This window comes from Steroidobacter sp., from assembly GCF_036406195.1.
GTDB lineage: Bacteria > Pseudomonadota > Gammaproteobacteria > Steroidobacterales > Steroidobacteraceae > Steroidobacter.
This window is the reverse complement of the sequence record NZ_DASWVW010000016.1, coordinates 411223-435037: the sequence shown is the minus strand read 5'-3', so window position 1 is coordinate 435037 and position 23815 is coordinate 411223. Positions and strand designations below refer to the sequence as shown.

General features: G+C 62.1%; 20 protein-coding genes. 5 read left to right on the top strand and 15 right to left on the bottom strand.

Going from position 1 to position 23815, the window contains the following annotated elements; translation table 11 throughout:
• Positions 1-10 precede the first annotated feature (10 nt).
• Positions 11-1504: an MFS transporter gene (locus tag VGE08_RS07265; protein WP_331067191.1), complete on the bottom strand. Its 1494-nt coding sequence runs from the start codon at positions 1502-1504 to the stop codon at positions 11-13.
• A 662-nt stretch (positions 1505-2166) separates the two neighbouring features.
• Between VGE08_RS07265 and VGE08_RS07260 the strand changes: the two genes are divergently transcribed.
• The 3 genes from VGE08_RS07260 to VGE08_RS07250 are packed head-to-tail and all read left to right on the top strand — an operon-like array spanning position 2167 to position 5089.
• Positions 2167-2877 carry a GntR family transcriptional regulator gene (locus tag VGE08_RS07260; RefSeq protein WP_331067190.1) on the top strand — a complete coding sequence of 237 codons (711 nt, stop codon included), beginning with the start codon at positions 2167-2169 and terminating at the stop codon, positions 2875-2877.
• Positions 2874-3917 carry an enolase C-terminal domain-like protein gene (locus VGE08_RS07255; protein ID WP_331067189.1) on the top strand — a complete coding sequence of 348 codons (1044 nt, stop codon included), beginning with the start codon at positions 2874-2876 and terminating at the stop codon, positions 3915-3917. Before VGE08_RS07260 ends, VGE08_RS07255 begins: the two co-directional genes overlap by 4 nt.
• Positions 3914-5089, top strand: a complete 1176-nt coding sequence (locus tag VGE08_RS07250; RefSeq protein ID WP_331067188.1) for a mandelate racemase/muconate lactonizing enzyme family protein — start codon at positions 3914-3916, stop codon at positions 5087-5089. The genes VGE08_RS07255 and VGE08_RS07250 overlap by 4 nt, the downstream gene beginning before the upstream one ends.
• A gap of 100 nt (positions 5090-5189) precedes the next feature.
• On the opposite strand, the gene VGE08_RS07245 is transcribed toward VGE08_RS07250, so the two are convergent.
• Genes VGE08_RS07245 through VGE08_RS07225 form a run of 5 tightly spaced genes read right to left on the bottom strand, consistent with a single transcriptional unit; the run spans position 5190 to position 9357 of the window.
• Entirely contained in the window at positions 5190-6074 is an 885-nt protein-coding gene (locus tag VGE08_RS07245) for an SMP-30/gluconolactonase/LRE family protein (RefSeq protein WP_331067187.1), read from the bottom strand.
• A complete protein-coding gene (locus tag VGE08_RS07240; protein WP_331067186.1) occupies positions 6071-7171 on the bottom strand; it encodes a mandelate racemase/muconate lactonizing enzyme family protein in 1101 nt (366 codons plus the stop codon). The genes VGE08_RS07245 and VGE08_RS07240 overlap by 4 nt, the downstream gene beginning before the upstream one ends.
• On the bottom strand, positions 7168-7641 hold the full coding sequence (locus VGE08_RS07235) for a nuclear transport factor 2 family protein (RefSeq protein WP_331067185.1): 474 nt from the start codon (positions 7639-7641) through the stop codon (positions 7168-7170). The genes VGE08_RS07240 and VGE08_RS07235 overlap by 4 nt, the downstream gene beginning before the upstream one ends.
• A gap of 16 nt (positions 7642-7657) precedes the next feature.
• Positions 7658-8479, bottom strand: coding sequence for a 2-keto-4-pentenoate hydratase (locus VGE08_RS07230; RefSeq protein ID WP_331067184.1), 822 nt, complete (start codon positions 8477-8479; stop codon positions 7658-7660).
• On the bottom strand, positions 8476-9357 hold the full coding sequence (locus VGE08_RS07225) for an HpcH/HpaI aldolase family protein (RefSeq protein ID WP_331067183.1): 882 nt from the start codon (positions 9355-9357) through the stop codon (positions 8476-8478). Before VGE08_RS07225 ends, VGE08_RS07230 begins: the two co-directional genes overlap by 4 nt.
• A gap of 214 nt (positions 9358-9571) precedes the next feature.
• Between VGE08_RS07225 and VGE08_RS07220 the strand changes: the two genes are divergently transcribed.
• Entirely contained in the window at positions 9572-10585 is a 1014-nt protein-coding gene (locus VGE08_RS07220) for an aldo/keto reductase (protein ID WP_331067182.1), read from the top strand.
• Positions 10586-10688: 103 nt separating this feature from the next.
• Here VGE08_RS07220 and VGE08_RS07215 read toward each other — a convergent pair whose 3' ends face one another.
• The 6 genes from VGE08_RS07215 to VGE08_RS07190 form a co-directional block, all read right to left on the bottom strand.
• Positions 10689-11459: an SDR family NAD(P)-dependent oxidoreductase gene (locus VGE08_RS07215; RefSeq protein WP_331067181.1), complete on the bottom strand. Its 771-nt coding sequence runs from the start codon at positions 11457-11459 to the stop codon at positions 10689-10691.
• A complete protein-coding gene (locus VGE08_RS07210; protein WP_331067180.1) occupies positions 11456-11584 on the bottom strand; it encodes a hypothetical protein in 129 nt (42 codons plus the stop codon). Before VGE08_RS07210 ends, VGE08_RS07215 begins: the two co-directional genes overlap by 4 nt.
• A 77-nt stretch (positions 11585-11661) precedes the next feature.
• Positions 11662-12765, bottom strand: a complete 1104-nt coding sequence (locus VGE08_RS07205) for an NAD(P)-dependent alcohol dehydrogenase (protein WP_331067179.1) — start codon at positions 12763-12765, stop codon at positions 11662-11664.
• Positions 12766-12789: 24 nt separating this feature from the next.
• Positions 12790-14250, bottom strand: a complete 1461-nt coding sequence (locus VGE08_RS07200; RefSeq protein ID WP_331067178.1) for an aldehyde dehydrogenase family protein — start codon at positions 14248-14250, stop codon at positions 12790-12792.
• Positions 14251-14269: 19 nt separating this feature from the next.
• The gene (locus VGE08_RS07195) at positions 14270-15814 is read right to left on the bottom strand and encodes a class I adenylate-forming enzyme family protein (RefSeq protein WP_331067177.1); all 1545 of its coding nucleotides are present in this window, start codon (positions 15812-15814) and stop codon (positions 14270-14272) included.
• Between the two features lie 250 nt (positions 15815-16064).
• The gene (locus tag VGE08_RS07190) at positions 16065-19046 is read right to left on the bottom strand and encodes a TonB-dependent receptor domain-containing protein (protein WP_331067176.1); all 2982 of its coding nucleotides are present in this window, start codon (positions 19044-19046) and stop codon (positions 16065-16067) included.
• A gap of 300 nt (positions 19047-19346) precedes the next feature.
• Here VGE08_RS07190 and VGE08_RS07185 point away from each other — a divergent pair, with 300 nt between their 5' ends.
• Positions 19347-19622 carry a hypothetical protein gene (locus tag VGE08_RS07185; protein WP_331067175.1) on the top strand — a complete coding sequence of 92 codons (276 nt, stop codon included), beginning with the start codon at positions 19347-19349 and terminating at the stop codon, positions 19620-19622.
• 54 nt (positions 19623-19676) lie between these two features.
• Here VGE08_RS07185 and VGE08_RS07180 read toward each other — a convergent pair whose 3' ends face one another.
• The 3 genes from VGE08_RS07180 to VGE08_RS07170 are packed head-to-tail and all read right to left on the bottom strand — an operon-like array spanning position 19677 to position 23551.
• Positions 19677-21254, bottom strand: coding sequence for an acyl CoA:acetate/3-ketoacid CoA transferase (locus VGE08_RS07180; RefSeq protein ID WP_331067174.1), 1578 nt, complete (start codon positions 21252-21254; stop codon positions 19677-19679).
• Positions 21241-22413, bottom strand: a complete 1173-nt coding sequence (locus VGE08_RS07175; protein WP_349258654.1) for an acyl-CoA dehydrogenase family protein — start codon at positions 22411-22413, stop codon at positions 21241-21243. Before VGE08_RS07175 ends, VGE08_RS07180 begins: the two co-directional genes overlap by 14 nt.
• 13 nt (positions 22414-22426) lie before the next feature.
• Positions 22427-23551, bottom strand: a complete 1125-nt coding sequence (locus VGE08_RS07170; protein ID WP_349258653.1) for a Gfo/Idh/MocA family oxidoreductase — start codon at positions 23549-23551, stop codon at positions 22427-22429.
• Between the last annotated feature and the right edge of the window lie 264 nt (positions 23552-23815).

Sequence of the window (23815 nt, the reverse complement as noted above, 5' to 3'; positions counted from 1 at the left end):
CGAAACGCCTTCAATATTCTCGGCACGCTCGCCGCTTTCGTGCTCGGCTTCGGCGTGCCACACCAGTCTCGGCTCCGCCGGCTTCGATCCGGTGGTCGCGAACTTTCAACAGGACCAGCCAGCCGGCGATCAACAACAGGACCGTGGATGCGAATCCCATACGCTGATTGCCGCTGAAACGGGTGAAAAAGCCAACCACCGCATGACCGAGAAATGCCGTTGCCGTGCCTGACAAGGCGTACAGACCGAAGAACTGATTCATCATCGCGGGTGGCGAGATGCGCGCCATCAACGTGCGACTCAGGGAAAACGCCGCGGTGATGCTGACTGCCAGCAGCGAGACTACCGCAATGTATGCAAGCTCCTGCAAGGAGCCGAACGATGCAAGCGGCCCGCGTACTTGCACGGAACTCGCCGCGACGGGAATGAACAGAACGGTCTCTCGCGTGATGGAAACCGCAGCAGCCATGCACGCACAGGTGGCCAGGATCGCGATCTGGATGGCCCGCTTGGTGCCGATTTGCGCATCGAGCCAACCTCCGATGAAACCTCCGACGATGGAGAACGGTGTCAGCAGAATCGCGAACAACAGCAGTTGCGTCAGTTGCCAGTCGAAGACGCCCACGGCATAAATGCCAGTGTAAGCGAGAATCGCCGTCTTGCCGTCGGTATAGAGCATGCGCGCGATCAGAAACCAACCGACATTGGACTCGCGACGCACTTGCTTCAGCGTGATCAGCAACTGCTGCAAGCCCGTACGCACCGCCCTGCCGATCGGCACGCCGGTGTTAGCGCGGTCAGGCGTCCACAACAGCAATGGCGTCATGAAGATCAGCAACCAGAGCGCTGCCACCGGTCCGGCGATGCGCTCGTGTTCGTGCAGGCCGACATTCAGTCCGAACAACGGTTTCGCCGGCAACCAGCCACCGAGCGTAATGCCGCTCGCCGGCAATGCGACGGCAAACAGCATGATGCCCAGCGCAATCAACGTGCCGAGATTGCCGGTCGCGATACCCAGGCCCGACAGCTTGCCGATGCGCTCGGTACTCACGATCGAGGGCAGGATCGCGTTATGGAACACCTCGGTGAACTGAAACAATGCCACGAGCGCGGCGATGATCGACACGATGGCCCACAGCGGCAAGCCACCGTTCGCACCAGGCATCGCGAACCACAACGAGAAGCAGGCCAGCGCGATACCTGTCGCAATCGATCCGAGCCATGGCTTGCGCGCACCGGTACGATCGGCGATTGCGCCAAGCAATGGCGCCAGCAACGCGACGCAAGCACCGCCGATGGTATTTGAGAGGCTCCACAACTGTTGCCCAGCCACCGGGTCGCCCACCACGGTAGCAGCGAAGTACGGCGGGAAAACGAATATATAGACCAGGCTGAGATAGGGAGAACGGCCGAACTCGAACAGTGCCCAGGAGAGCTGGCCGCGCCGGTCCGAGACTTTCTCCCCGGTGACCGAGCGATCCGGGAGGGCGCAAGTGCTGCTCATCGAATCGCGAGCCCCGAATCGGCCTGGCGGCGAGCACCCCGCTGCGGACTGCACGGATTCCCGAATCGCGACTTCACCCGCATTGAATCCGCCCCAGGCATGCTCGACTCACTATATGTATGTGCGATTAGCCAGCGACACGGCGAGCAGGGGCTAGCACCAATGGTGCTTAGTTAACCGTCTTTGTCACAGCGGTTCGCGGATAGCGGATAGCGGTTAGCCAGAAATGAGCTAAATCCTGGCCTCCGTTCTGCCCTGACCGCTAACCGCCAACCACTGCAGGGCGCTAACGCCATTGGGGCTAGCACCAGAATCTAGAATATTAGTTGAGCATAGCAGCCGCTAGCGCACTCCTCAACCGATCCGGCGCCGCCGGCTCGGAGGCGGCCGGCTCGCTGACGCTTGGTGTCGCGGCGTGATGAATACAGCTTAAAATATGGCTCTGCGGATATGTAACCCAGTGCGGAAGCGCCGCAACCGAAGCCGCGCGCTGCTCGCCGAGCAGTGCCTGGCGGAAAAGCATCGAGCTTGCAGAACGCTACTGATATGTTAGATTGACCACAACAATGAACCTCCAGGACTCCGTGCCTATGCCCCGCGTGGCGACGCTACAATTGGTGCCATTCCGGCGCCACCACGCGCCACTTGGACGAATCGGCCTCATGGCAAAACGTAAGCAGGCAGCACCGAGCAGCGAAACCGAAGACCACTCCAAGGCCGAGCGTGTCTACCACGACCTGCGCCGACGCATCCGCGATCTGAGACTGCCTCCCGGCACGCGCCTGGACAAGAACGAGATGTCACTGCAGTACGGCGTGTCGCGTGCGCCGCTTGGCGAAGCGATCCTGAGACTCGCCACAGAGGGACTGGTCGATGTCGTCCCTCAGAGTGGCAGCTACGTTGCGGCCATTCGCCCTCAGGATATCCGGGACAGCTTGCTCATTCGCACGGGACTGGAAGTGGAAGCAGTGCGGCGTATTGCTCAGACCGCCTCCGACGAGTTGCTGAAGCAGCTCGACGCAAACGTGGACGCACAAGCCGCCGCGATCCGGGCCAAGGACATGGATCGCCTGGACGATCTCGACGCGGCGTTTCACACGATGCTCATGGAAGCTGTCGGGTCGCCGCGCGCCCTGCAATTGCTCGATGGCACGCGCGCCGTGTTGGACCGGCCGCGGTACCATGCCCTGCCCGTCTACGGACGCCCGAACGATACGCTCGCCGAACATCGCCGCATCGTCGATGCTATCCGTACTCGCGACCCGGAGCTCGCCGGCGCGGCCATGCGCATCCATCTGACCATGGTGGCCAAGGCCATCGAAGGCGACCTGGCCAAATTCTCGGACGACGCGAGCCCGAAGAAGCGCAAGTGAAGATCGTCGGCTGCCGAATCTCTGAACTCCCGGAGCACTCACGGTTCGCGCTGGAGTTGCTCTCCGACGAACAATTGACGGGAGTAAGCATCGTGCCCGCCGTGCTCGCGCCGGCCGTGCAGCAACTCACGAACGAAGCGCTCGTGGACACGGATGCCAGAGCGACGCTAGCCGCGTGGGAACGGCTGAGCCGAATCAATCAAGCACGCAGTGGCGCGCTCGGCGAAGCCATCGCCGCACTCGATATCGCGCTGTGGGATCTGAAAGCAAAACGAGATGATCAACCACTGTGGCGCGCACTCGGCGGCTTGCAGCCGCGCGCGAACGTTCACGTTCGTGCGCCTGATGACGACGGCAGCACCTCGCTCCAGGAGTGGTGCGTACAGCTCGCCTCCAGTGGTATCCGAGGAGTGTTGTTATCGAGCAGCGGCTCTCCGGCACGGGACGCAAGCCGGCTCGCGACGATTCGCGATTCGCTGGGCCGGCAGCCGTCGGACCTGGATCTGATGCTGGATGTGCGCGGCCCGTGGTCACCCAAGGAAACGATCCGCGCAGTGCGCAGGATCGAATGGACGATCGATCTCGCCTGGGTGGAAGGAGCCACGCACGACACGGATTTTCTCGGTCTCGAGCGCATCTCCACGAGCATCCGAGCAGGCGTTTGTGCAGGCGGACAACTGCGCAGCGCCGCCGACTTTCTACCTCACCTGCATCATCGCAGTCTCGACTACGTGCAGATCGACACCAGTCGCGTAGGTATCAGCGAAGCATTGAGGATTGCCGATGCCGCTTATGCTTTTGAGCTGCCCGTGATACTTGCAGCATCCCCGGGCAATCTGAATGTGCATCTCGCGGCGGCGCTGCCATATTGTGCGAGCGTGGAAGTGGGCTCGGAACTGCTGCAAGACACCCGCTTCGAACCTGCCGCGAACAGCGATGTTCGCATCGAGTGTGGCCGGGCCGTCACCGGCACACGACCGGGCCACGGCATCGTCATCGATCCGGCCACCGCGCCCTCCACCTCGGCGACCCCGGCATGAAGATCACTGGCTATCGGATCGAGCAGTATCTGATGCGCATGGATCGCGCCGTCGGCGATGCCAACCTGCCCGAAGGCGTCGAGCTGATGCCCGGCTCCATTCTGTATCTGGAGACGGACCAGAACATCACCGGCATTTCGCTCGGCTTCGGTGGCGGCAGTGTCGGCATGTTGTTTCCCGCCATCGAGGGCGAGGATCCGCGCGACGTCGTTGGCCTTTGGATTCGCATGAACGATTGGCTGCACAAGACCGGCAATCGCGGCGAAGGCAACGCGGCGCTCAGCGCCATCGACATCGCACTGTGGGATCTGAAAGCCAAGCTCGCCGATGAGCCACTGTGGCGCACGCTGGGCGCGGCGCAAGGCAGAGTCAAGGCATATGCGAGCGGGCTCGACTATTGTCTGTCCGATGACGAGTTGTTCGCCTTCTATCGACGCATGGCCGAGCTCGGCATCGACAGCGGCAAGCTCAAGGTCGGCCTCGACATCGATGCGGATATGCGTCGGCTCGGCATCGTGCGCGATGCACTGAGCATCGCCTCGGCCGAGCCGCAACTGATGATCGACGCCAACGAATACTGGTCTCCCAAACAGGCCGTGCGATACATCCGGCGCCTGGAGGAAAAATTCGATCTGCTGTGGGTGGAGGAGCCCGCGCGCCGTTGGGACTATGACGGTTTGCGTACCGTGTCGGCGCAAGTGAGTGCGGCGGTCGCGACGGGGGAGAACGTAAACAATCTTTCCGACGTATATCCGCTGGTGGCGAACCGGGCGGCGGACATTCTCAACATCTCGTTATTGCACTCCGGCGTCACCGGCTGCCGGCAGATAGCCAACTTCGCGTCGCTCTATCACCTGCCGGTGTCGATGATGAACTGTCAGGCAAACTTCATGGCATCGGTCGCCGCGGCGCTACCGAACCATACGATGATGGAAGTGGTCGACCCGGGGCGTGAGCATTGTCTGCAGGTCAGCAGCTACATCGAAGACGGCCACATCGTTCTCGGCGAAGCCCCCGGCTTCGGAATCAGCATCGATGAACAGAAATTGCGAGAGTTGCAGCAGCAGCCACCGACCGGTCGCGGCCGCTTTCCTTTCCCGCGTCGGGAGGGAGCGGGTCTTTATCTCGTGCCGCCAGCGGCGGGTGAGGTTCCCTGGCATCGCGGCTCTTGAAAGGCACGCATTACCCGTTGCAGCAGGACGAGCCAACGAGGCGGCTTGGCCGCATGACGCTTGGTCGTCGGCCGCTGCGCTTCGACTAACGCCGCTGCACTCAACCGTGCAGCGGCAGCCCCATCGCCGCCACCTCCAGAATCTGTACCGTTCCGGTTTGCGCTTCGGTCACGTAGATACGCTGTTCGCCCCGCCCGAAGGCCAGGTTGGCCGGCAGCGCGCCATCGATCTTCAGACGTTCGACGACTCGGCCCTGACGATCCAGGACTGTCACATCGCCCTGCCCGAAGACGCACGCATACAAGTTGCCGAGCGCATCGAACTTCATGCCATCGGGACCTTTGAGCTCGGCCGGATCGAAGTGCTCTATGACATTGCCGAACAATTCCCGTCGCGATTCGAATCGCTCGCCGCGCGGCGCGTAACGATAGATGTTGCCACTGAGCGTCTCGGCCACGTACAACGCACCGTCCGGCCCGAATGCCAATCCATTGGCGAACTGCAAGCCTCGATCCAACAACTCGACGGCGCGACTGTGACACTCGATGCGATAGACGCGTCCGTCGTAACGCAACTGGCGATAGTTGGGCGCGAGCTCTCCTCCCGGCACCACCTCGTCGATGGCGATGCCGGAATCGGTGAGATACAGATCGCCATTGGGCGCGAACGCGAGATCGTTGAGAAACAGGAACGGCTCGGCGCCGCATCGCTCAGCGACCACCTCGCTTCCACCGGCCATGTCCAATCGCAGCAGGGCGCGCTGGGCGGTTTCCGCCACCCAGAGGCTGCCTTCGCGATCCATCGCCAGGCCATTGGGCCGGCCAGTCTTGGCTATCACAGACCGACTGCCATCGGCCGCGATGCGCACGATCCAACCGCGCTCGGGGCTCATCTCGACGAACAGAAAGCTGCCATCCTCGAGCGCCACGGGCGCTTCGGGGAAGCCGAGCTCACGCGCGAAAAACTTCGTTGACGCTCGACTCATGACACGCTGAACCTCTCGAATGCCGCCGCCGTGAAATCGGTGGACGCGCCCGGCGCCATCGGCGCGATGCACCGTCCTCGCTCCAACTGGATCTGTTGCTGGAACGGCCCCACCCGCCACAAGGGAATGACTTCCAGCAGCCAGCTGTTCGGTATCGCGCGCACCAGATGCTGATGTACCTGCATCAAATCGCCGGCATGCGGACACACACGCAAACCCTGCGCATGCGCCAGTGATGCCACTTCGAGCCACGGCGTGATGCCTCCGACACGGCATACATCTACTTGCACGACGTCTACCGCGCCGCTCGTTATGAAATCGCGGAACGCATGCACTGTGTAGACGTGCTCGCCCAAGGCGATGGGCAGCGAGGTGCGTTGTTTCAATGCACGGTGCGCCGGCACGTCATCCGGGTGTAACGGCTCTTCCAGCCACCCCAGATCGAATTCTTCGAGCCGACGCGCGCCCTCCGCCGCCTGCATCGGGTCCCAACGCTGATTCGCATCTACCATCAGCATGGCACGATCTCCGACCGCTTTGCGAACGGCACCGACACGAGCGACATCCTCGGCGACGCTATCGCGCCCCACTTTCATCTTCAGCGCGGTGTACCCCTCCGCCAGCAGTTCTTCGGCCTCGGCGCAGAGTTGATCGACAGAGAAGTTCAACCAGCCGGCATTGGTGTTGTAGATGGGAATGTCACTGGAGCGGGCGCCGCCGAGCAGTTGCCACAGCGGCTTGTTGGCGGCTTTGGCGAGGATGTCCCACAGCGCGATATCCACCGCTGACTGCGCCATCGTGGTGGCCCCGGCGCGACCGATCCAATGTGACTTGCCGAAATAGAGCTGTTGCCAGATTTCGCGCACCTGGTTCGGATCCTTGCCGATCAGATCGTCGATGAACAACGTGTCGAGCACACTCCGGATCACCCGACCGCCATGCCCGACGGTCACCGTATACCCGGTACCGGAAACGCCTGCATCGGTATCGATGACGAGGCCGACGAGCTCCACCGTGGTCACCGACTGCATGCTGTCCGCGATCTCGCGCCCGACAGGCACGACCAACAGGAAGCTGCGCGCAGCGGTAATTTTCATTGCTCACCCTTGCGACGAACCGCCGGCGGCACATGAGGATAGCCGCGACCGTGGTAGTCGACTCCGCCCAGCTCATGGCTGCGCGGCGCCTCCGAAACAGGCGGCGGCGGACACGCATAGTACGCGCGGATCTCTTTGATCTTGCCGGCCGGCGAGAACACGTACCACTCGTCGCCTCGCAGGTAGGTGCCGAGCTTGGGTTTGAAGTGCGTCCACTCTATCACCGCTTCCAGCCGGGCGGCATCGACCAGCACGCGATCGATGGTCCAGATCGAGCCGAGCGCCTGCACCGCTCGCACCCAGCCTTCGGCGATCGATCGCGCCCCGAGGAATGGGCCTTGTGGCGCACCGGCTGGGAAATAATGAGCCGCGTCGGCTTCCATGCAGGCGGTCATCTTGTCGATGTCAGCCTCGTTGCAGCCATCGAAGTAGGTACGGATGGTTGCTTCCAGCTGAGCTGCTGTTGGCATGAATGTCTCTCCGCTCTCAACTCTCGCCCACGCGCGCCGGCTCGTTGGCCAGCGCGAGCGTCACTTCACCGAGGCCGGCAATTCGAGCGGTCACCTTGCGATGGCCGCGCAAGCGATATGCCTTGGTACAGGAGCCGGGCAGCACGACGTGCCCCGCCTGCAGCGAGCCGCCATAAGGCGCGATCGCATTGGCTAGCCACGCGATGCCGTTCGCGGGATGCCCCAGAATTTCGCGGGTGTTGCTCGTCTCCACGAGCTTGCCGTCGACTTCGAGCTCGGTGATCAAATCATCGAGCAACAGCCCCTGCGCCTTCACCTGCGCGCTTCCCAGAACCACACGCGCCGACGAGCCGTTGTCCGCGACAGTATCCTGCAGCTTGATGCGCCAATTCTCGATCCGGGAGTCGATCACTTCGAGCGAGACACACAGATAATCCGTGGCATCCAGCACGTCTGCCAACGTGACGTTCGGCCCTCGCAAGGGCTTGGCGAGCACGAAGGCCGGCTCCACTTCGATCTGCGGATCGATGAGCTCGCTCAGATCGAGCGGGCGCGCGGCGTCGTGAACCATGGTGTCCAGCAAATGACCGTAGTCCGGCTCGTTGACGCCGAACAACTGCTGCATGGCCTTGGCCGTGAGACCGATCTTGTGGCCGACGATGCGCTCGCCGCCCTGCAGCCGGTGCTCGATGTTGAGCTGCTGGACGGCGTAGGCTTCGGCCAGCGTCAGTTGCGGATAGCGTTCCGTGAGCGGCCGGCCCGGTTTTCTGATGCGCTCCGACTGCGCCAGCTGCGCGGCGCACTGCCGGGCGATCTCCGGTACCTCCGTAGAAATCATCGGCTCTCCTGGATGTTGTTGTTCGAAGATATCGATCGATCCGACCTGAGCGAGTCTCGGGCCTGCGACGCGACAGCACGCGCGGCGTCAGCAAACATTCGTCCGTCGAAGCTTACGCACTGGAGCGCGAAACGCCGCCGCGCCCATTGCCCGCAGGCTGCTGGATCGTCGATATACAAACCGAGATGAACGCCAGCCGCGACGCAATCGGCAATTCGCCCGGCCGCGGCGAAGACCTCCGGACTGCCCGGCGGCACTTGCAATGACAGCGCGAGATCGTAGGGTCCGATGAACACCGCGTCGATTCCGGCGACCGCGGCGATGCTCTCGACCTGGCGCAGCCCTTCCTGCCCTTCGATCTGCACCACGACCATTACCGATTCGGCCAACTGGTGCAAAGGCGCGCTCAACGAGTCGAACCTCGATATAGGCGAGAAGCCGCGACTGCCCTTGGGTGAAAAGCGCGCTTGCGCAACGATATCGCGCGCACCCTCGGCGGAGTGCACATGAGGCGCCATGATTCCATTCGCACCGCAGTCGAGGATTTTTCCTATGACGCCCTGCGCCGTAGTCCACGGCCGCACCAGCGTCGCCAGACCGACTGCGTTGCTTGCCGCGATGGCGGCCTCCAACGTGCTGAAATCGAGCGCCGAATGTTCCATGTCGAGCACGACGAAATCGAAGCCCGCGAGCGCGACGGCGTTCAATGCATTGCGGGTCGGGAGCTCGATCATGAATGTGCCCAGCGCGAAGCCGTTCGAAAGCCTTCGCCGCAGCTCGCTTCCACGCAAGAGCGATTCCGCCGCGCGCGTAGCCGCAGAGCCGGCCGCATAGCGCGGGTTGCGCCAAGCGTCGCGCGGTATGTCGGAATCGCTCATGAGCCACCTTGAGTCACTACCCGCAATGACACTAACATATTAGCTGCATCATCACAACGAGAGCCACACCCGCACCGACGTCCTCTTTCAGCCACCACAATCGCAATAAACCTGGACTACCCGCCAATGTCCTGACTGAGGACTCATGCGGCCAACCTCTGTCATCGGTTGCTCTGATATGTTAGATTCGCTTCAAATCAGCAGCGAGCCGACCATGTCCGCACCTCGTCAGTTCACCACGCGCGCCGGACGGCGCTTGTCGTTCAGCCCCATCGGTTTCGGCTCGGCGCCGCTCGGCAACTATCTACGTGCCATGTCCGAAGAGGAATGTGACGCGACCCTGCAGAGCGCATGGAACAGCGGCATCCGCTACTACGACACCGCCCCGTTCTATGGCCTGGGCCTGTCCGAGATGCGTGTCGGCCGCCTGCTGAGCCGGCAAACGCGAGCCTCGTTCACGCTCTCCAGCAAAGTCGGACGGCTGCTGGAGCCCTGCGCGCCGGAAGAAGTGAACGGATATTTCTTTGTGAACACGCCGCAGGTTCGCTTCGTCTACGACTACTCCTATGACGGTGTGATGCGCTCCCACGAAGCCAGCCTGAAACGGCTGGGCGTAGATCGGATCGACATCCTGTTCGTGCATGACGTGGACGCATTGGTCCATGGCAGCCGGGAGAGCGCCGAAGCTCGCCTGCGCGAACTGATCGATCTGGGCGGCTGGCGAGCACTGAGCGAATTGCGTTCCTCCGGGGCGGTCGATGCAATCGGCGCGGGCGTGAACGAATGGGAGCCCTGCGCGCGCATGCTGGAGCTGCTCGATCCGGACTTGTTCCTGCTCGCCGGACGTTATACGTTGCTCGAACAACAGCCGCTGCAAACCTTGTTTCCGGAATGCCAGCGCCGCCAGGTGGGCGTCGTCATCGGCGGGCCATTCAACTCCGGCATCCTGGCCGGCAAGGATACCTACAACTATGCGGCCGCTCCAGCCGAAGTCGTCGCGAAAGTTCGCCGCATGCAAGACCTTTGCGCCGAGTACGGAGTGTCATTGCACAACGCGGCCTTGCAGTTCGTGCTGGCCCACCCGGTGGTGGTCAGCGTCATTCCAGGCGGCCAGACCGTGGCTGAAACCCTGGCCAATGTAGAGGCACTGCAGCCGCGCATTCCTCGGGAGTTCTGGGAGGAACTGAAATCGCGTGGACTGCTGGATTCGCAGGCGCCGACCCCGTAATTCGATCACTCGAGGACGCAGCCCGGAGCTCGACGCTCGGAGCCCTCTGCAGAAGCGACAGCAATCACTCTGCAGTAGCCGTTGAATGTGGCAGCGACGCAGTTCAGTACGTCGCTCGCCCGCCACTGGCATCGAAACATTGAGACGTGATGAAGCTCGCAGCGTCAGAGGCAAGGAAGTGCACCACGGCGGCCACTTCGTCGGGCGTGCCGAAGCGGCCCATGGGCGCCTTGCTCAACATGAGCTGAGTGGCTTGCGGTGGCAACTGCTCGAGCAATGGCGTGCTGACCACGCCAGGCGCAACGCAATTGACGCGGATGCCATCGACGATCAACTCCTTGCCCACCGCCTTGGTGAAAGCGATGATGCCGGCCTTCGCCACCGAGTAGGGTGCCAGTTGCGGCGTGCCCTCCTTGCCTGCGATCGAGGCAACGCTGACGATTGATCCTGAGCGCCTGGCTCTCATGTGCGCCACCACCGCGCGAGTCACGCGAAACACGCTCGTCAGATCGACATCGATCACGTGATACCAATCTTCATCCGTCAATTCCCACAGTGGCGCGGTGCGGCCCATCACGCCGGCATTGTTGACCAGGATGTCGATGCGACCGTAATGCTCCACGACCGCATCGACCATGGCGGTAATCTCGGCCGCTATGCCGACGTTCGCCTGCACGCCGAATGCATCGACTCCCATCGCCGCGAGGCGCTCGACCTCCGTGCCAAGCGCTCCAGAGCTCATATCGGCGAGCGCGACGCTGGCGCCGGCCGCGGCGAACCGCTGCGCAACCGCCAATCCGATTCCCCCTGCCCCTCCCGTGACGAGCGCGACTCGGCCATCGAGTCGAAACGAAGCGAGCGCCGACTCGTTCAAGGATTGATCCTCGCACCTGCAACTGTACCCAACACGGTGGTCGAGCCGACCGTCGGGGCCGCATCCGTGGTTTGCAGGAGCATCGGGGCGATCACCGCAAGCATGCCTGTGCTGCGTGCATTCATCGCTACGCTCTTTGGAAGATGGGCGCCCTGGGAATTGGCGCCGCACGGCAGGGCATTCCGCGCGGCGCGCCGAGGTATCAAACGCCGGGCATCTTGAGCACGGCCTTGACGACTTCGCCGCGCTCGGAGGCGGCCACCGCCTGCTCGATCTGTGCGAAGTCGAACGGCGTGATGAGCTTCTCGAACGGAAAACGCCCCTGTCGATACAGCTCGATCAGCTTCGGAATGAATTCCTGCGGCACGCTGTCGCCCTCAATGATGCCGCGCACGCCTCGGCCGAACAGAATGCCGTTCATGTCGAGCGTGATTTCCGTGCCGAGACGCGACACGCCGATCAGCCCGCACATGCCCGTCAACGTGAGCGAGTCGACCGCCTGCCGAACCACCGCCGGCAGGCCGGTGCATTCCAGCGAATAGTTCACGCCCGTGCCGGTGATGTTTCGAATGGCTTCGATGACATTGTCGCGGGAAGGATCGATCACATGCGTTGCGCCCAATTCCTGCGCGAGGCGGCGGCGAGCAGCCACAGGATCGACGGCTATGATGACTGCGCAACCACTGAGTCTCGCAGCCATGATCGCGCTCAGGCCGACGGTGCCGGCGCCGAACACTGCGATCGCGCTTCCCGCTCTTGGTTGCAACGAATTGATGACCGCGCCGGCGCCCGTCTGAACGCCGCAGCCCAGTGGCCCGAGCAGCCACAGCGGCACGTCCTCCGGCACTTTCACGACATTGCGTTCGGACGCCATGGCGAACGTGCTGAACGAGCTCTGCGCGAAGAAGTGCCCGTGCATGCTCTTGCCGTTGCGCGAAAGCGCGCTCGTGCCGTCCACGCGTGTGCCGAGAAAGTTGTATTGATACAGGCTGTGACAGTACGCGGGCTTGCCGGCAAGACAACTGGAGCAAGCCTGGCAGCTGCTGTATGAGAGCACGACATGATCGCCCGGTTGCACGCGAGTGACGGCCTCGCCCACTTGATGCACGACGCCCGAGCCTTCGTGACCGAACACGCACGGCAGGGGCACGGGAAAGTATTGGTCGCGGCACACCAGATCGGTGTGGCAGACGCCCACGCCGGCGATGCGCACGACGACCTCGTCCGCGCGAGGCTCGGCCAACTGCAACGATTCGATCTCGAACGCGCCGCCCTGTGCGCTGACGACCGCGGCTTGAATTTCCATTGACGCTTCTCCCGCTACGCCGGCTCAGGCCGCGCGATCGGCGGCACCCGCCTGCTTGGCGAATGCAACTTTGTTGAGCGTGACGGTCCGCCAGTTGGTGTACTCGGCCAGGCCATGCAACGAGTTCTCGCAGCCGATGCCGGATTCCTTGTGTCCGCCGAATGCCTGGTGCGGAGAATATTGATGAATCTCGTTGAGCCACACCGTGCCCGCCTGCAGCTTGCTGCCGATCCTCTGCACGGCCTCCAGATCCTTGCCCCACACGGACGCGCCGAGGCCATAGCGCGTATCGTTCGCTCTGCGCACCACGTCATCCTCGTCACGCCACTTGAGTACAGGCAGGATCGGCCCGAAAGGCTCTTCAGCGACGATGCGTGAGCTCTCCGGTGGGTTGTCGACGAGCGTGACTGGAATGAACCAGCCGCGCGCGCTGCGATCCACCACGCCGCCGACAGCGAAGCGATATCCGTTGCTCACGCAATCGTCGAAGTACTCCAGCACCTTTCGATACTGCGGCTCGTTCTGGATCGGACCGAGTTGCGTCTCGGGCTGCGAGCCATCGCCGACCTTCACTGTCTTGGTGTATGCCACCAGCTCGCGCAGCACATCGTCATAAACGGCTTCATGCACATACAGCCGCTTGGTCGAATTGCAGAACTGCGCATTGTTCTGGAACGCCGCCCAGAACAACTGCGGCGCCACCGCCTTGGGATCCACGTCAGGCAACACGATCGCCGGATCGTTGCCGCCCAGTTCCAGCGTGATGCGCTTGAGCGTCCCGGCGGCGGATCGCATCACGCTCTTGCCCGTGTCCGTGTGGCCGGTGAAAGCAATCTTGTCGATGCCGGGGTGCGCGGTCATCCACTTGCCCAACTCGTCGCCGCCACTCACGACACTGAACACGCCTTCCGGCAACAGGTCTCTGCACAGCTCCCCCAGCTTCAAGGTGCACAATGGGGTGAACGGCGAGGGCTTGACGACGATACAGTTGCCCGTGACCAGCGCCGGTGCGATCTTCCAGATCGCCAGCAGCACAGGGAAATTCCACGGCGTGATTGCACCGACCACGCCAATCGGCGTGAACTGCGTCGTCACGCGCCGCTCGCTGCTGTCCTCGATAATCTCGTCCGGCAGCGATTGATTCGCAATTTCACGGCACCAGATTGCCGATCCGCGAATCTCCCACTCCGCGCCCGCGCGCGGCTTGCCCTGCTCTCGCGTGAGCAAACGCATGAAGTCCTCGGCATGAGCATCGATCGCGTCGCCGATGGCACGCAGCGCCTGCTGCCTCTTGGCAAGCGGCGTCGAGCTCCAAGTCACAAACGCACGGCGCGCGGCGGCGACGGCGAGATCGAGCTGTTCGCTGGTAGCATCCGGCACGCGTGCGATCACTTCGCGAGTGGCCGGATTGATCACATCGAGCTTGCGCTCGCTGTCGTGCGCCTTGCCATCGATGGTCATCGAATAGTGCTGGTCGAAGTTCACGGCTGCATTCCTGGGTGATTCAGATCGTCGAGGTGGCCAGCGCCCGGCGCAGAATCTTGCCGGTGCTGGTCTTGGGCAGGTCATCGAGCAGTTCGACGGCCCGGGGAAGTTTGTATCCGGCAAGCAGCGGACGGCAGTGTTCGATGATGTCTTCCGCCGAGCAGCTCATGCCGTCGCGCGCCACTACAAATGCCTTCGGTGCCTGCCCGCGCAGTTCATCAGGCATCGCCGCTACCGCCACCATCGCGACACTCGGATGTTGCGCGATGACACGCTCGAGCTCCGCCGGATAGATGTTGTAGCCGCCACTGATGATCACTTCCTTGGCGCGGTCGACCACGTAGAGATAGCCGTCGCTGTCGCTGCGCACGAGATCGCCCGTGCGCATCCAGCCGTCGTCGAGAATCGTTTCGCTGGTTGCCGCCGGATTGTCCAAGTAGCCTTGCATCAGCAGCGGACCACGTACCAACAACTCGCCGATTTCGCCGTCGGGCAACACTCTGGAAGGATCGTCGAGCGCTACGACTCTCGTCTGCAGGTAAGGCAACGCAATGCCAATCGAGCCGAGACGGCGCGGGCCGTTGTGCGGATGAGTGGTGCCCAATCCGCCGAGCTCGGTCATTCCCCACAGCTCCAGCAACGGACAGGCGAAGCGCCGCTCCACCTCGACCATCTTCGCCACCGGCATCGTCTGACCGCCGACAGTGCAAACGCGCAGCGACGTGAGATCGAAGCGCTCCAGCTCGCAGTTGAGCAGGCGATAAAACATCGTCGGCACACCCTCGAACAGGGTGGCCCGATGACGCTGTATCGCCTGCAACACCGCGCTTTCGTCGAATCGAGGCAACAGCACGAGCGTCATTCCGCACATCACGGCGCTATTCATCACCACGTTGCCGTAGACGTGCGTGCATGGCAAAGCCGAGACGACGCAGTCGCTAGAAGTGCGACCGTGCATGAGCGACGTCATCGCGGTGTTCATCAGGATGGTCGAATGCGACAGCACCGCGCCCTTGGGGCGTCCGGTGGTTCCCGATGTATAGGCGATGGTCGCGATGTCCAGCGGCTCCAGGGAGCTGAAGGACGAGTACTCATCCGACTCGCGCTCGCCTAGCAAAGTATCCAGATCGAGCGGACCGTCGCAGGGCTGGTCGGCAATCAGCGTCGCTGTCAGGCGCCCTGCCAACGTATCTACTTTGTCGCGGCCGGCGATGACCATCCGGGCGCCGCAGTCGCCTGCGATATACGCAACCTCATCGGCGGTCAGCAGGATGTTACAAGGGTTGACGACACCACCGAGCTTCAGCACGGCGTAGTACGCGACCATCCAACGCCAGCCGTTCTCGACCCACAACGTGACACGATCGCCGCGCCGCAGCCCCTGCTGAACCAACGCCCGAGCAAGCCGCGATGACAACCGCTCCAGATCCCGGAAGCTCAGCTGCCGGTCGATGGCGATGACCGCGAGCTTGTCGCCAAACCTCTCCGCCGATGCCGACAGCATCTCACCCAGCGAGCCCGCCATCGCTTCGGCACGCGGCACGGTTACAGGCTGTGCGGACACCATCCCCCCGGAGGTCGCTGTATTGGCGGATGAGTCTAATATGTTAGTTTGTCAAACTCAAGCGTGTCTCCAAGTCGCGCTGGCCATATTTCCGCTATTCTTCTTTGAGGCCAGGCTGCGCCACTAGATGCCTGATATGTTAGCTAAGTATCGATTCGCAACGACCCTCGTCCCCGGATGAAGCGGGGATGCGGTGAAGAACCTACAGCTCTCCAGGATGGACGCCGCAGGTCTTCACCGCACTCGTGACTCACATTGTGATCCGTACTCCCAGCGTGAAGGCGCGACCGATGATGTCGTAGACGCCGCCGTCCGTGTATTGACCGCTGGCTGCGAAAGGCGGGGCCTCGTCCAGCAAGTTGGTAATGCTGAAGCGCACGTCGACCCCGTCATTCAAGCGGTAGCGGCCCGAAAGGTCGAACTTATTGTAGGAGGGCGAGCCGACCACGGTCGAAGCCGGATTCGTCAGAATCGAGCGATCTCTCATTGCCGAGATGTACTGCCAATGCAGTGAGACCTGTGCGGGACCTTGCCGGTAGCCCAGCGTCGTGAAGCGCTTGCTCTTGGGACGCGAATCGACCTGCGCTCCGTTGGTACCCGCGGAATCGACGAAGCGATCGCCGGGGAATAGCGCATCCTCGAACGACAGCATGTAGCCGATGTTGCTGTTCAGGAAAAACTCGCCGTCGCTTTGGATTCCAAGAATGCTCGCCGGTAACCTCCAGTCGAGCGCGATATCCACCCCCTTGGTACGGCGCCCACCGAGATTCATGTATGGCGTGCGGATCAGCACGAGCTGCCCGCTTGCATCGCGATTGATCAGCTGGCAATAGACGTTGCTCGGGCTGTAGGTCGGATTGCTCCCATCGAGGTTGTAGCACTTGTTCAGCGCCGACAAGCCGTTCACCGGGCCGATAACGTCCTTGATGTCGATGCTGAAGTAATCAACGGACAATGACAGCTTCGACAGCCACGCTGACTCGGCGATCGAGGAGAACACGATTCCCGCCGTATACGTGTCGGCAGTCTCGGGGGTCAAATCCAGATTGCCCGACGACACCGACGCCGTGGCAACGGTTTGGGATTGAAAGTTGCCGATCACGGCGGCCGGAATGCCGGTCTCGACACACAGTTGACTGACCTGTCCGGCGTTCGCGCCATTACGCGCGGAGCCGCGGGAGTCGCAGGGTTCGCCGGCAGCAGGCGGGTTGTTGAATCCAACCTGCCCCCCGGTCGGGGAGCTGAACAGCTCGCCGATGTTCGGCGCGCGAATCGCCCGCGAGTAGCCGCCCCGCACCAGTATGCTGCGGATGGGTGACCATTCCAGATCAGTCTTGTATGTCGATACGCCCCCGGAGATCTCGTAATCCGAGTATCGATAAGCGACATCGAAGGTGAGACTGTTCACCAGTGGCAGCTCGTGCAAGACCGGGATGCGCAGCTCGCCCGAATACTCCTGCACCTTGGTTTCGCCCCGGCTCTTCTGACCTCCGACGACCGACTCGATGTTGCCCGCCGCGTAATTGGCGTCGGGGGCGAAGTTATAGGTGTTCTTGCGATAGCTGGCGGCCAGCGCGAATTGAACATCGCCCGCAGGCAAACCAAACAGGGTGCCCTGAGAACTAGCTTCCACGATCTGCTGACTCAGTCGCTCCCGGTTGGTGGCACTGGTCTGGATGAAATCGCGGCACTCCGGCGAAATCGAAAGCGCGTTGCTCAGTCCGAACAGGTTCAGGCCGCCTGCACACAGTGAAAGCCCGCCGTCGGCAGCATTCAAGAGTCTCTGTACGCGATCGCGCAGCACGGCATTCAGCTGCGTTTGCACGTGTTGGGTTCTGTCGACCGATGCGTAGACGTCCCAAGTCCAGTCGCGAAAGCCAAACTCGCCGCGGACGCCGCTCAGGATCTGGCCGGTGAAATACTGCTCGTCCCACTGATCGTTGGGCACGCCCACATATCTGCCGCTGAAGCGAAACGGCTCATCGGGCATCGGTCGTGAGGCCAGCAGAGTGGCCAGATCGGCGGGAATGAACGGATTGGTAACGGGAACCGTCAGCACGGGACTCAAAGCGCTGCCGAACTGCGTGCGCGCACCAGCGCCGTCCGTAAAGGTTGAGGAATCCGCATAGAGAATCTGCGTATACAGCGTTACCCCGGGTGTGAGCTCGTAGTCGAAGTTCGAGAACAGTGAATAGCGCTCCAGTCCATTCACTTGGCTGGCGGGCAGCCACCCCCAATAGCGCACCGCACCGCCCACGATTCCGTATGTCGGCCCAAGCGGACCCTGGTAATTCCATCCCGCGTTCTGACTGAACAAGGTGCCGTCGTCGTTGAAGCCGAAATTGCTGGAACTGGGAACATTGCCCGTCGTGCCGTAGCTTGCAAACAGATCGTTGACAGCATCCTGGCTCGGCTGATTCGCGCCGGCGGCCACGTACGAGCCCTGCCCTATGAAACCGGAGGGCGTCATCGCGCCATAGATGCGGGGACGCTGATAGCCATAGAGAGTCTCGCGCGACGAATAATTCAGCGATACCAACGCATTGCCTCTGCCTTCCGCAAACGCGCTGCCGCCGGTCAGCGAGATGTCCTTCAGCGCATGATCCCACTTGGTCGAGTTGCCGTACTGCACGTCGACTTTGAGGCCGTCCAGCTTGCGCACTGGCAGGAAGTTCACGACGCCCGAGATGGCGTCCGAGCCGTAGACAGCCGAAGCACCGCCTGTGATCGTCTCGATGTTCTGCAGAATCCCCGGAGAGATGATGTTGACATCGACAACGCCAAAGGCGCTCGCCAATGGCAGGCGCCGGCCATCCAGCAGCACCAGGTTGCGGCTGTCACCGAGTCCTCGCAGGTTCAAGGTTGCGCGCCCGCCGGCGGCGATGTTGCTGCTGCCAGTCGACGCTTGCCCGCGCTGAAACTGGGGCAGTTCGTTCATCGCCTGCTCGATCGCAACCTCGCCGCTATCCTGGAGGAATTCCTCGCTCACGGTCGTGATCGGACTCGCCGAGACATAGTCGCGGCGCGCAATGCGACTGCCCGTGACGACGATCTCGACGAGCTCGGTGGGTGCCGCTTCCTGCGCGAAACTCGCCGAGGACTGGGTAGCATCTGTGCTCTGGGCAAGCGCGTCGCAATTGGATATGAGCGCCAGCCCTCCTGTCATGCACACAGTAGCCGCTCGTAGGTTCTTCGTCGTTGCAGACAGTAGATCTCTTGTCTTTTCAGACATTGCTTCCCCCTAGGTCAATTTGTTTCTGGCTCGTCTAATGCACTCAGCGAGCCGTCGTTCTGAAAGTCCATGCGACGTACATCGATGAACACCGTTCGACTGCTGACAGTGGCTGGGGTATGTCGGGCAGGCCCCGATCAGCACTCTGCGTGATACAGTATGTACCTCCAAGTACATTGTCAATGCGATCACACTCCTATCGCTCGGAGAGCACCGGCTGGCCACCGCACGTTCTGTTTTTTCGGTATTTTCTCGGTAAAACAACTCCACTTTTTCCGTATCAAGAGGACATTGTTCCGCATGAACGAACCAGACCACGCCATACCTGGTGAATCTCTTCGTCCATACACCCGTATTTTGTACCTCTCGGTTTCCGATATCGGCGCGATGAAACAGGGCGCGCGCAAGACTGGGACTCATTCTCGGCGTCATCGCAAGGAGGTTGGATTGCGCGTCAGGCAGGCGTTCGCCGCCGGCATCCGAACCGACGACGAAACAGTTGTTGCGACCGGGCGCAATTGGTCGCCAGCGTTCGGGCATGGTGTAGCCAGGCCCGAGATGGATGGTCACCTCTAACAAGGTGTCCGGGAAATCGGTAGGAAGCTCATGCGTCGGCGCGTGATGATCGGCTCATGAGATCTGTGAACTGCCCTGCGCCGCCGGATCGGCGCCAAAGTCTGCCGCGTTCATCAGCAGCGGGGCCGAGAGCACTTGCGGCTGGAAATCCATCTGATCGAGGATGTCGCGACGAATATCCAAGCCAGGAGCAACCTCCGTCAGAGTGACGGAACCATCGAGGAGACGGAAGACGGCGCGCTCCGTAACGTAAGTGATCTCTTGCCCCCGAGAGCGCGCACTGGCGGCTGAAAAGCTGATCTGTTCAACCTTGCGCACGAGCTTGCGAATCGTGCCTGGGCGCAGAATGGAGAGCCGACCATTACCGACGCTCACCTGAGCGCCCCTCGTATCGAAGGTGCCGCAGAACACGACCCGTCGTGCATTGTGCGCGATATCGATGAACCCACCGGGTCCGATCGGCGTGCCGTTGAGTTTCGAGACGTTTACGTCGCCGCGGCCGTCGATCTCGCCAAAGCCCAAAAACGCCAGATCGAGCCCCCCTCCCGAGTAGAAGTCGAACTGCGTGGGTGCATCGATCATGGCGCTCGCGTTTCGCGAGAAGCCAAATTGCATGCCCGTCATGAGCTCACCGCCGTAGATGCCGTGCTCTATCGTTGTGAAGACGCGCTGCTGCTGCCCCCGCTCGACGAGTAGACGTGCGACTGCATCTGGAATACCGAACCCAAAGTTGACCACAGCACCGTCGCTGATTTCCCTGAATGCGCGTCGCGCGATGACTTCGCGCACATCGAGGACTGCAGGTGCTTGCGGGCTTGGCGCGCACCGCTGCGAGCCGTTGATTGCGGCGTCTCGCTCGATGTCGTAAGTGATACGCTGCTTCGGATCCACCACGATGGCGCTGACCCAGGCAGCGGGGATGTGAACCTGGTGTGCCGGGATGGACCCAGCAGGCACGCGGTGCTTCACTTGCACGATGACCTTTCCACCGCTGTTGCGAGCCGCAAGTGCCACTGCCTGCACGTCGAGCTTCGCGGCCTCGTTCTGCACACTGATGTTGCCATCTTCATCAGCGAGGGAGCCGCGTACGATAGCGACATGGATGGGAAACGCGCGGTACAAGAGGAGCTCCCGGCCTGCGATCGTGACGTACTCGACGAGAGTTTCTCGGGCGGAGTGATTCATGCGGCCACCCTCGATGCGCGGATCGATGAACGTTCCGAGACCTACGTGACTGAGGAGTCCCGGCCGCCCGGCACCGATTTCGCGAAACAACTGCATCAGCACACCGGCTGGCAGCACGTAAGCTGCAATCTTCTCCTCGCGCGCGAGTGCTTGCATGCGTGGCGACCAGACCCAGTGACCGCCTACAACTTTCGCAACCAAGCCTTCATGGGCGAAGCGATTGAGACCGGTCGTGTTCCGGTCACCCAAGCCGAGCGCGTGAATCAGCGTCAGGTTGCGGGGCTCGCCTGCAGCGAGAAAGCGCCGCTCGATTGCCTCGAACAGATGCGCTGCCTCGAGAAGACCGCCGCCGCCGCCGACGAGAGCAACGGTGTTGCCATCGCAGATAACGCGAGCTGCCTCATCGGCCGATATGAACTGCGCACGCCGCACGCTAGTACCCCTCATCGAAAGCACGAGCGCCGGCCTTTACGGCAGCGCGTGCGATCGCCACCCGGTGCACTTCGGAGGCACCATCGAAGATGCGATAGACCCGGGCGTCACGGAAGTACCGCTCGATCGGCAGTTCTTTGGCAAAACCCATGCCTCCATGGATCTGCACCGCGCGATCGACGACACGACCCAAAGCTTCCGCTGCATGCACCTTGACCATCGCGATCAGTTCGCGTGCATCGCGGCCCTGATCGAGCTCCCATGCAGCTCGCCGCACCAACAGCCGCGCGGAGACCACGTCGATGACGCTGTCCGCGATCATTCCTTGCACGAGCTGAAAGTCCGCCAGTGGACGGCCGAACTGGTGTCGGTCACCCGCATAGGAGATCGTTTGCGCCAAGACGTGAGCAGCCTTGCCCACCGCGCGGGCTCCAACTTGCATCAGTCGCACGCGACCGAGCGTTGTGAGCGCTGCTCGCAGTCCCTCCCCTTCCCGGCCGAGTAGCGTCATTTGGTCCAGTTGGACGTCATCGAAGAAGAGCTCGACGTGACTCGTGCCACGCAGTCCCATCATGGGCTGGTCCTTGCCCACTCTCACTCCAGGCAGATCCTTATCGACCAGAAACAGCGAGATACCGCGGCTGCCGGCAGCCGGATCGGTCACAGCTGAAACGATAAAGAAATCCGAGAACAGGCCGTCGCTGATGAAGTGCTTGGAACCCGTGAGGCGCCATCCCTGCCCATCGCGATTGGCGCGCGTACGGATGCCGGCAGCATCGGAGCCCGCACCAGGCTCGGTGATCGCGATGGAGCACGTTCTCCGGCCTTGAATGGCAGGCAGCAGCCAGCGCTCACGCTGCAAGTCGTCGCAGAGCAGGAGCACGTCGTACACGTTACCGAAGGCTCGTCGGATCAGAATGTCACTGGTATGGCCGAACTGCTCTTCGACGAGCGCGGTGTCTACGGCCGAGAGCCCGCCCCCTCCAAGCTCTGCGGGCATGTTGGTCGCGTACAAGCCTAAAGCTCGCGACTTCTCGAAGATGGTCCTCGCATGGCGCTCGTCCAGCTTTCCGGTCTCCTCGACCTCCTTCTCGAATGGCTGAAGCTCGGTTTCGATGAAACGGCGAACGGTAGCGACCAGGAGCGACTGTTCATCGGTCAGGCCAAAGTCAATCATAGGTCACACGTCACAATGGGCTCGGGGTTGATTGGGAACTGCCCGGAGTGCCGACGATCGCATCCGGCGCGATGCTCTTGCGGGGGTCGGTGACTATTTCGATGACTCGGCCGGTCTGGGCCGCTGCGGAGATGGCCTCCACGACTCGGAGGTTCTGCAATCCATCCCGCGCAGTAACCAAAGGCTCGGCCTCACCGCGAATGACGGCGCAGAAGTGCTCGAGCTGGCACTGCAACGGGTCGGCACGGCGCAGCTCAAGCGTTGTTGTCGCGAACGGTTTCCACCACGACCTGTCTTCTTCGCGCTCGTATCTACGCAGGCGCATCGTGGGAATGGCGAGCGATCCGCACGTACCCGCGATCAAGTAACAGTCCTCGTCCGGATGCGTCGGATACGCCGGATCTTCCCCCGAGGTCTGCTCCCAGCTGCGAGCCGACCCGGCCGTATCTGACAGCATGAATGTTCCCAATGCGCCGTTTGCAAAGCGGAGATTGATCGCGACGGTGTCTTCCACGGAAAAGCGTCGCGTGAAGTTGGAAGCGAACGCATGCACGGAAGTTATCTCGCCGCACAACGAGCGAAGATTGCCGATCTCGTGGATCATATTGATCAGAATCGGCCCCCCTCCCGGCTCCTTCCGCCACGCGGCCTGTTCGAAATATGCGTCGGGCTTGCAGAACAACGCGGTTCCGACCACCGCCACGGGTGTCCCGAGCAGCCCGGCGCGGACAACCTCGCGCGCCCGGGCGAGAACTGGACTGTGGGCACGATGATGGCCCACGAGCAATCGCCCTCCGGCAGCCTCGACTGCCTCACACAACTGCATGGCCGCAGCCACTGAGTGTGCGACTGGCTTCTCGACCAATGTGGCGACACCAGCCTTGATGCACTCGAGCGCGTTTTCAACGTGGACGGCATTTGGCGTTGCCAGCACTACGCCGCCGGGCCGGTGATTCGACAACATGTCGGCGAGCCGTGAGTAGATCGGAACCCCGGCGCGCGCTGCCAGCTCAGCGGCGGCATCAGCCGGATCGACGATGGCGAGAAGGCGACAGCGCTCGCTTCGTTGTATCAGCTCGACGTGACGCCGGCCGATCGCACCGGCTCCCGCGACGACGATCTCCACTTTGCTCACGCCGGCTTCTCGCAATGACGATGCATCCGGCGCCCGTCCGAGAAGCACTGCTGTTTCGTAGATCTCACGAGAACCCTACCTGCCGTGATGGGGCCAACATTGTTATGTACCTCTCGGTACATTGTCAACGGAAGATCCTGTGAAAGGTCGGCGTTAGCTGGTTCGACAACAACGCCTCGCGGAGTTGTCGGCATCTGCCCCATTGAGCCGGATCTCGTAGACATAGATCTTCGATGATGCGGATCCAGGTCGAAGCCTCTAGAA

Coding starts and splice junctions, on each gene's coding strand:
- VGE08_RS07240 (WP_331067186.1), bottom strand. CDS start 7,171: ATGAAAATTACCGCTGCGCGCAGCTTCCTGTTGGTCGTGCCTGTCGGG.
- VGE08_RS07260 (WP_331067190.1), top strand. CDS start 2,167: ATGGCAAAACGTAAGCAGGCAGCACCGAGCAGCGAAACCGAAGACCAC.
- VGE08_RS07225 (WP_331067183.1), bottom strand. CDS start 9,357: ATGAGCGATTCCGACATACCGCGCGACGCTTGGCGCAACCCGCGCTAT.
- VGE08_RS07210 (WP_331067180.1), bottom strand. CDS start 11,584: ATGAATGCACGCAGCACAGGCATGCTTGCGGTGATCGCCCCGATGCTC.
- VGE08_RS07190 (WP_331067176.1), bottom strand. CDS start 19,046: ATGTCTGAAAAGACAAGAGATCTACTGTCTGCAACGACGAAGAACCTA.
- VGE08_RS07185 (WP_331067175.1), top strand. CDS start 19,347: ATGAACGAACCAGACCACGCCATACCTGGTGAATCTCTTCGTCCATAC.
- VGE08_RS07220 (WP_331067182.1), top strand. CDS start 9,572: ATGTCCGCACCTCGTCAGTTCACCACGCGCGCCGGACGGCGCTTGTCG.
- VGE08_RS07230 (WP_331067184.1), bottom strand. CDS start 8,479: ATGATTTCTACGGAGGTACCGGAGATCGCCCGGCAGTGCGCCGCGCAG.
- VGE08_RS07180 (WP_331067174.1), bottom strand. CDS start 21,254: ATGAGGGGTACTAGCGTGCGGCGTGCGCAGTTCATATCGGCCGATGAG.
- VGE08_RS07205 (WP_331067179.1), bottom strand. CDS start 12,765: ATGGAAATTCAAGCCGCGGTCGTCAGCGCACAGGGCGGCGCGTTCGAG.
- VGE08_RS07265 (WP_331067191.1), bottom strand. CDS start 1,504: ATGAGCAGCACTTGCGCCCTCCCGGATCGCTCGGTCACCGGGGAGAAA.
- VGE08_RS07250 (WP_331067188.1), top strand. CDS start 3,914: ATGAAGATCACTGGCTATCGGATCGAGCAGTATCTGATGCGCATGGAT.
- VGE08_RS07245 (WP_331067187.1), bottom strand. CDS start 6,074: ATGAGTCGAGCGTCAACGAAGTTTTTCGCGCGTGAGCTCGGCTTCCCC.
- VGE08_RS07235 (WP_331067185.1), bottom strand. CDS start 7,641: ATGCCAACAGCAGCTCAGCTGGAAGCAACCATCCGTACCTACTTCGAT.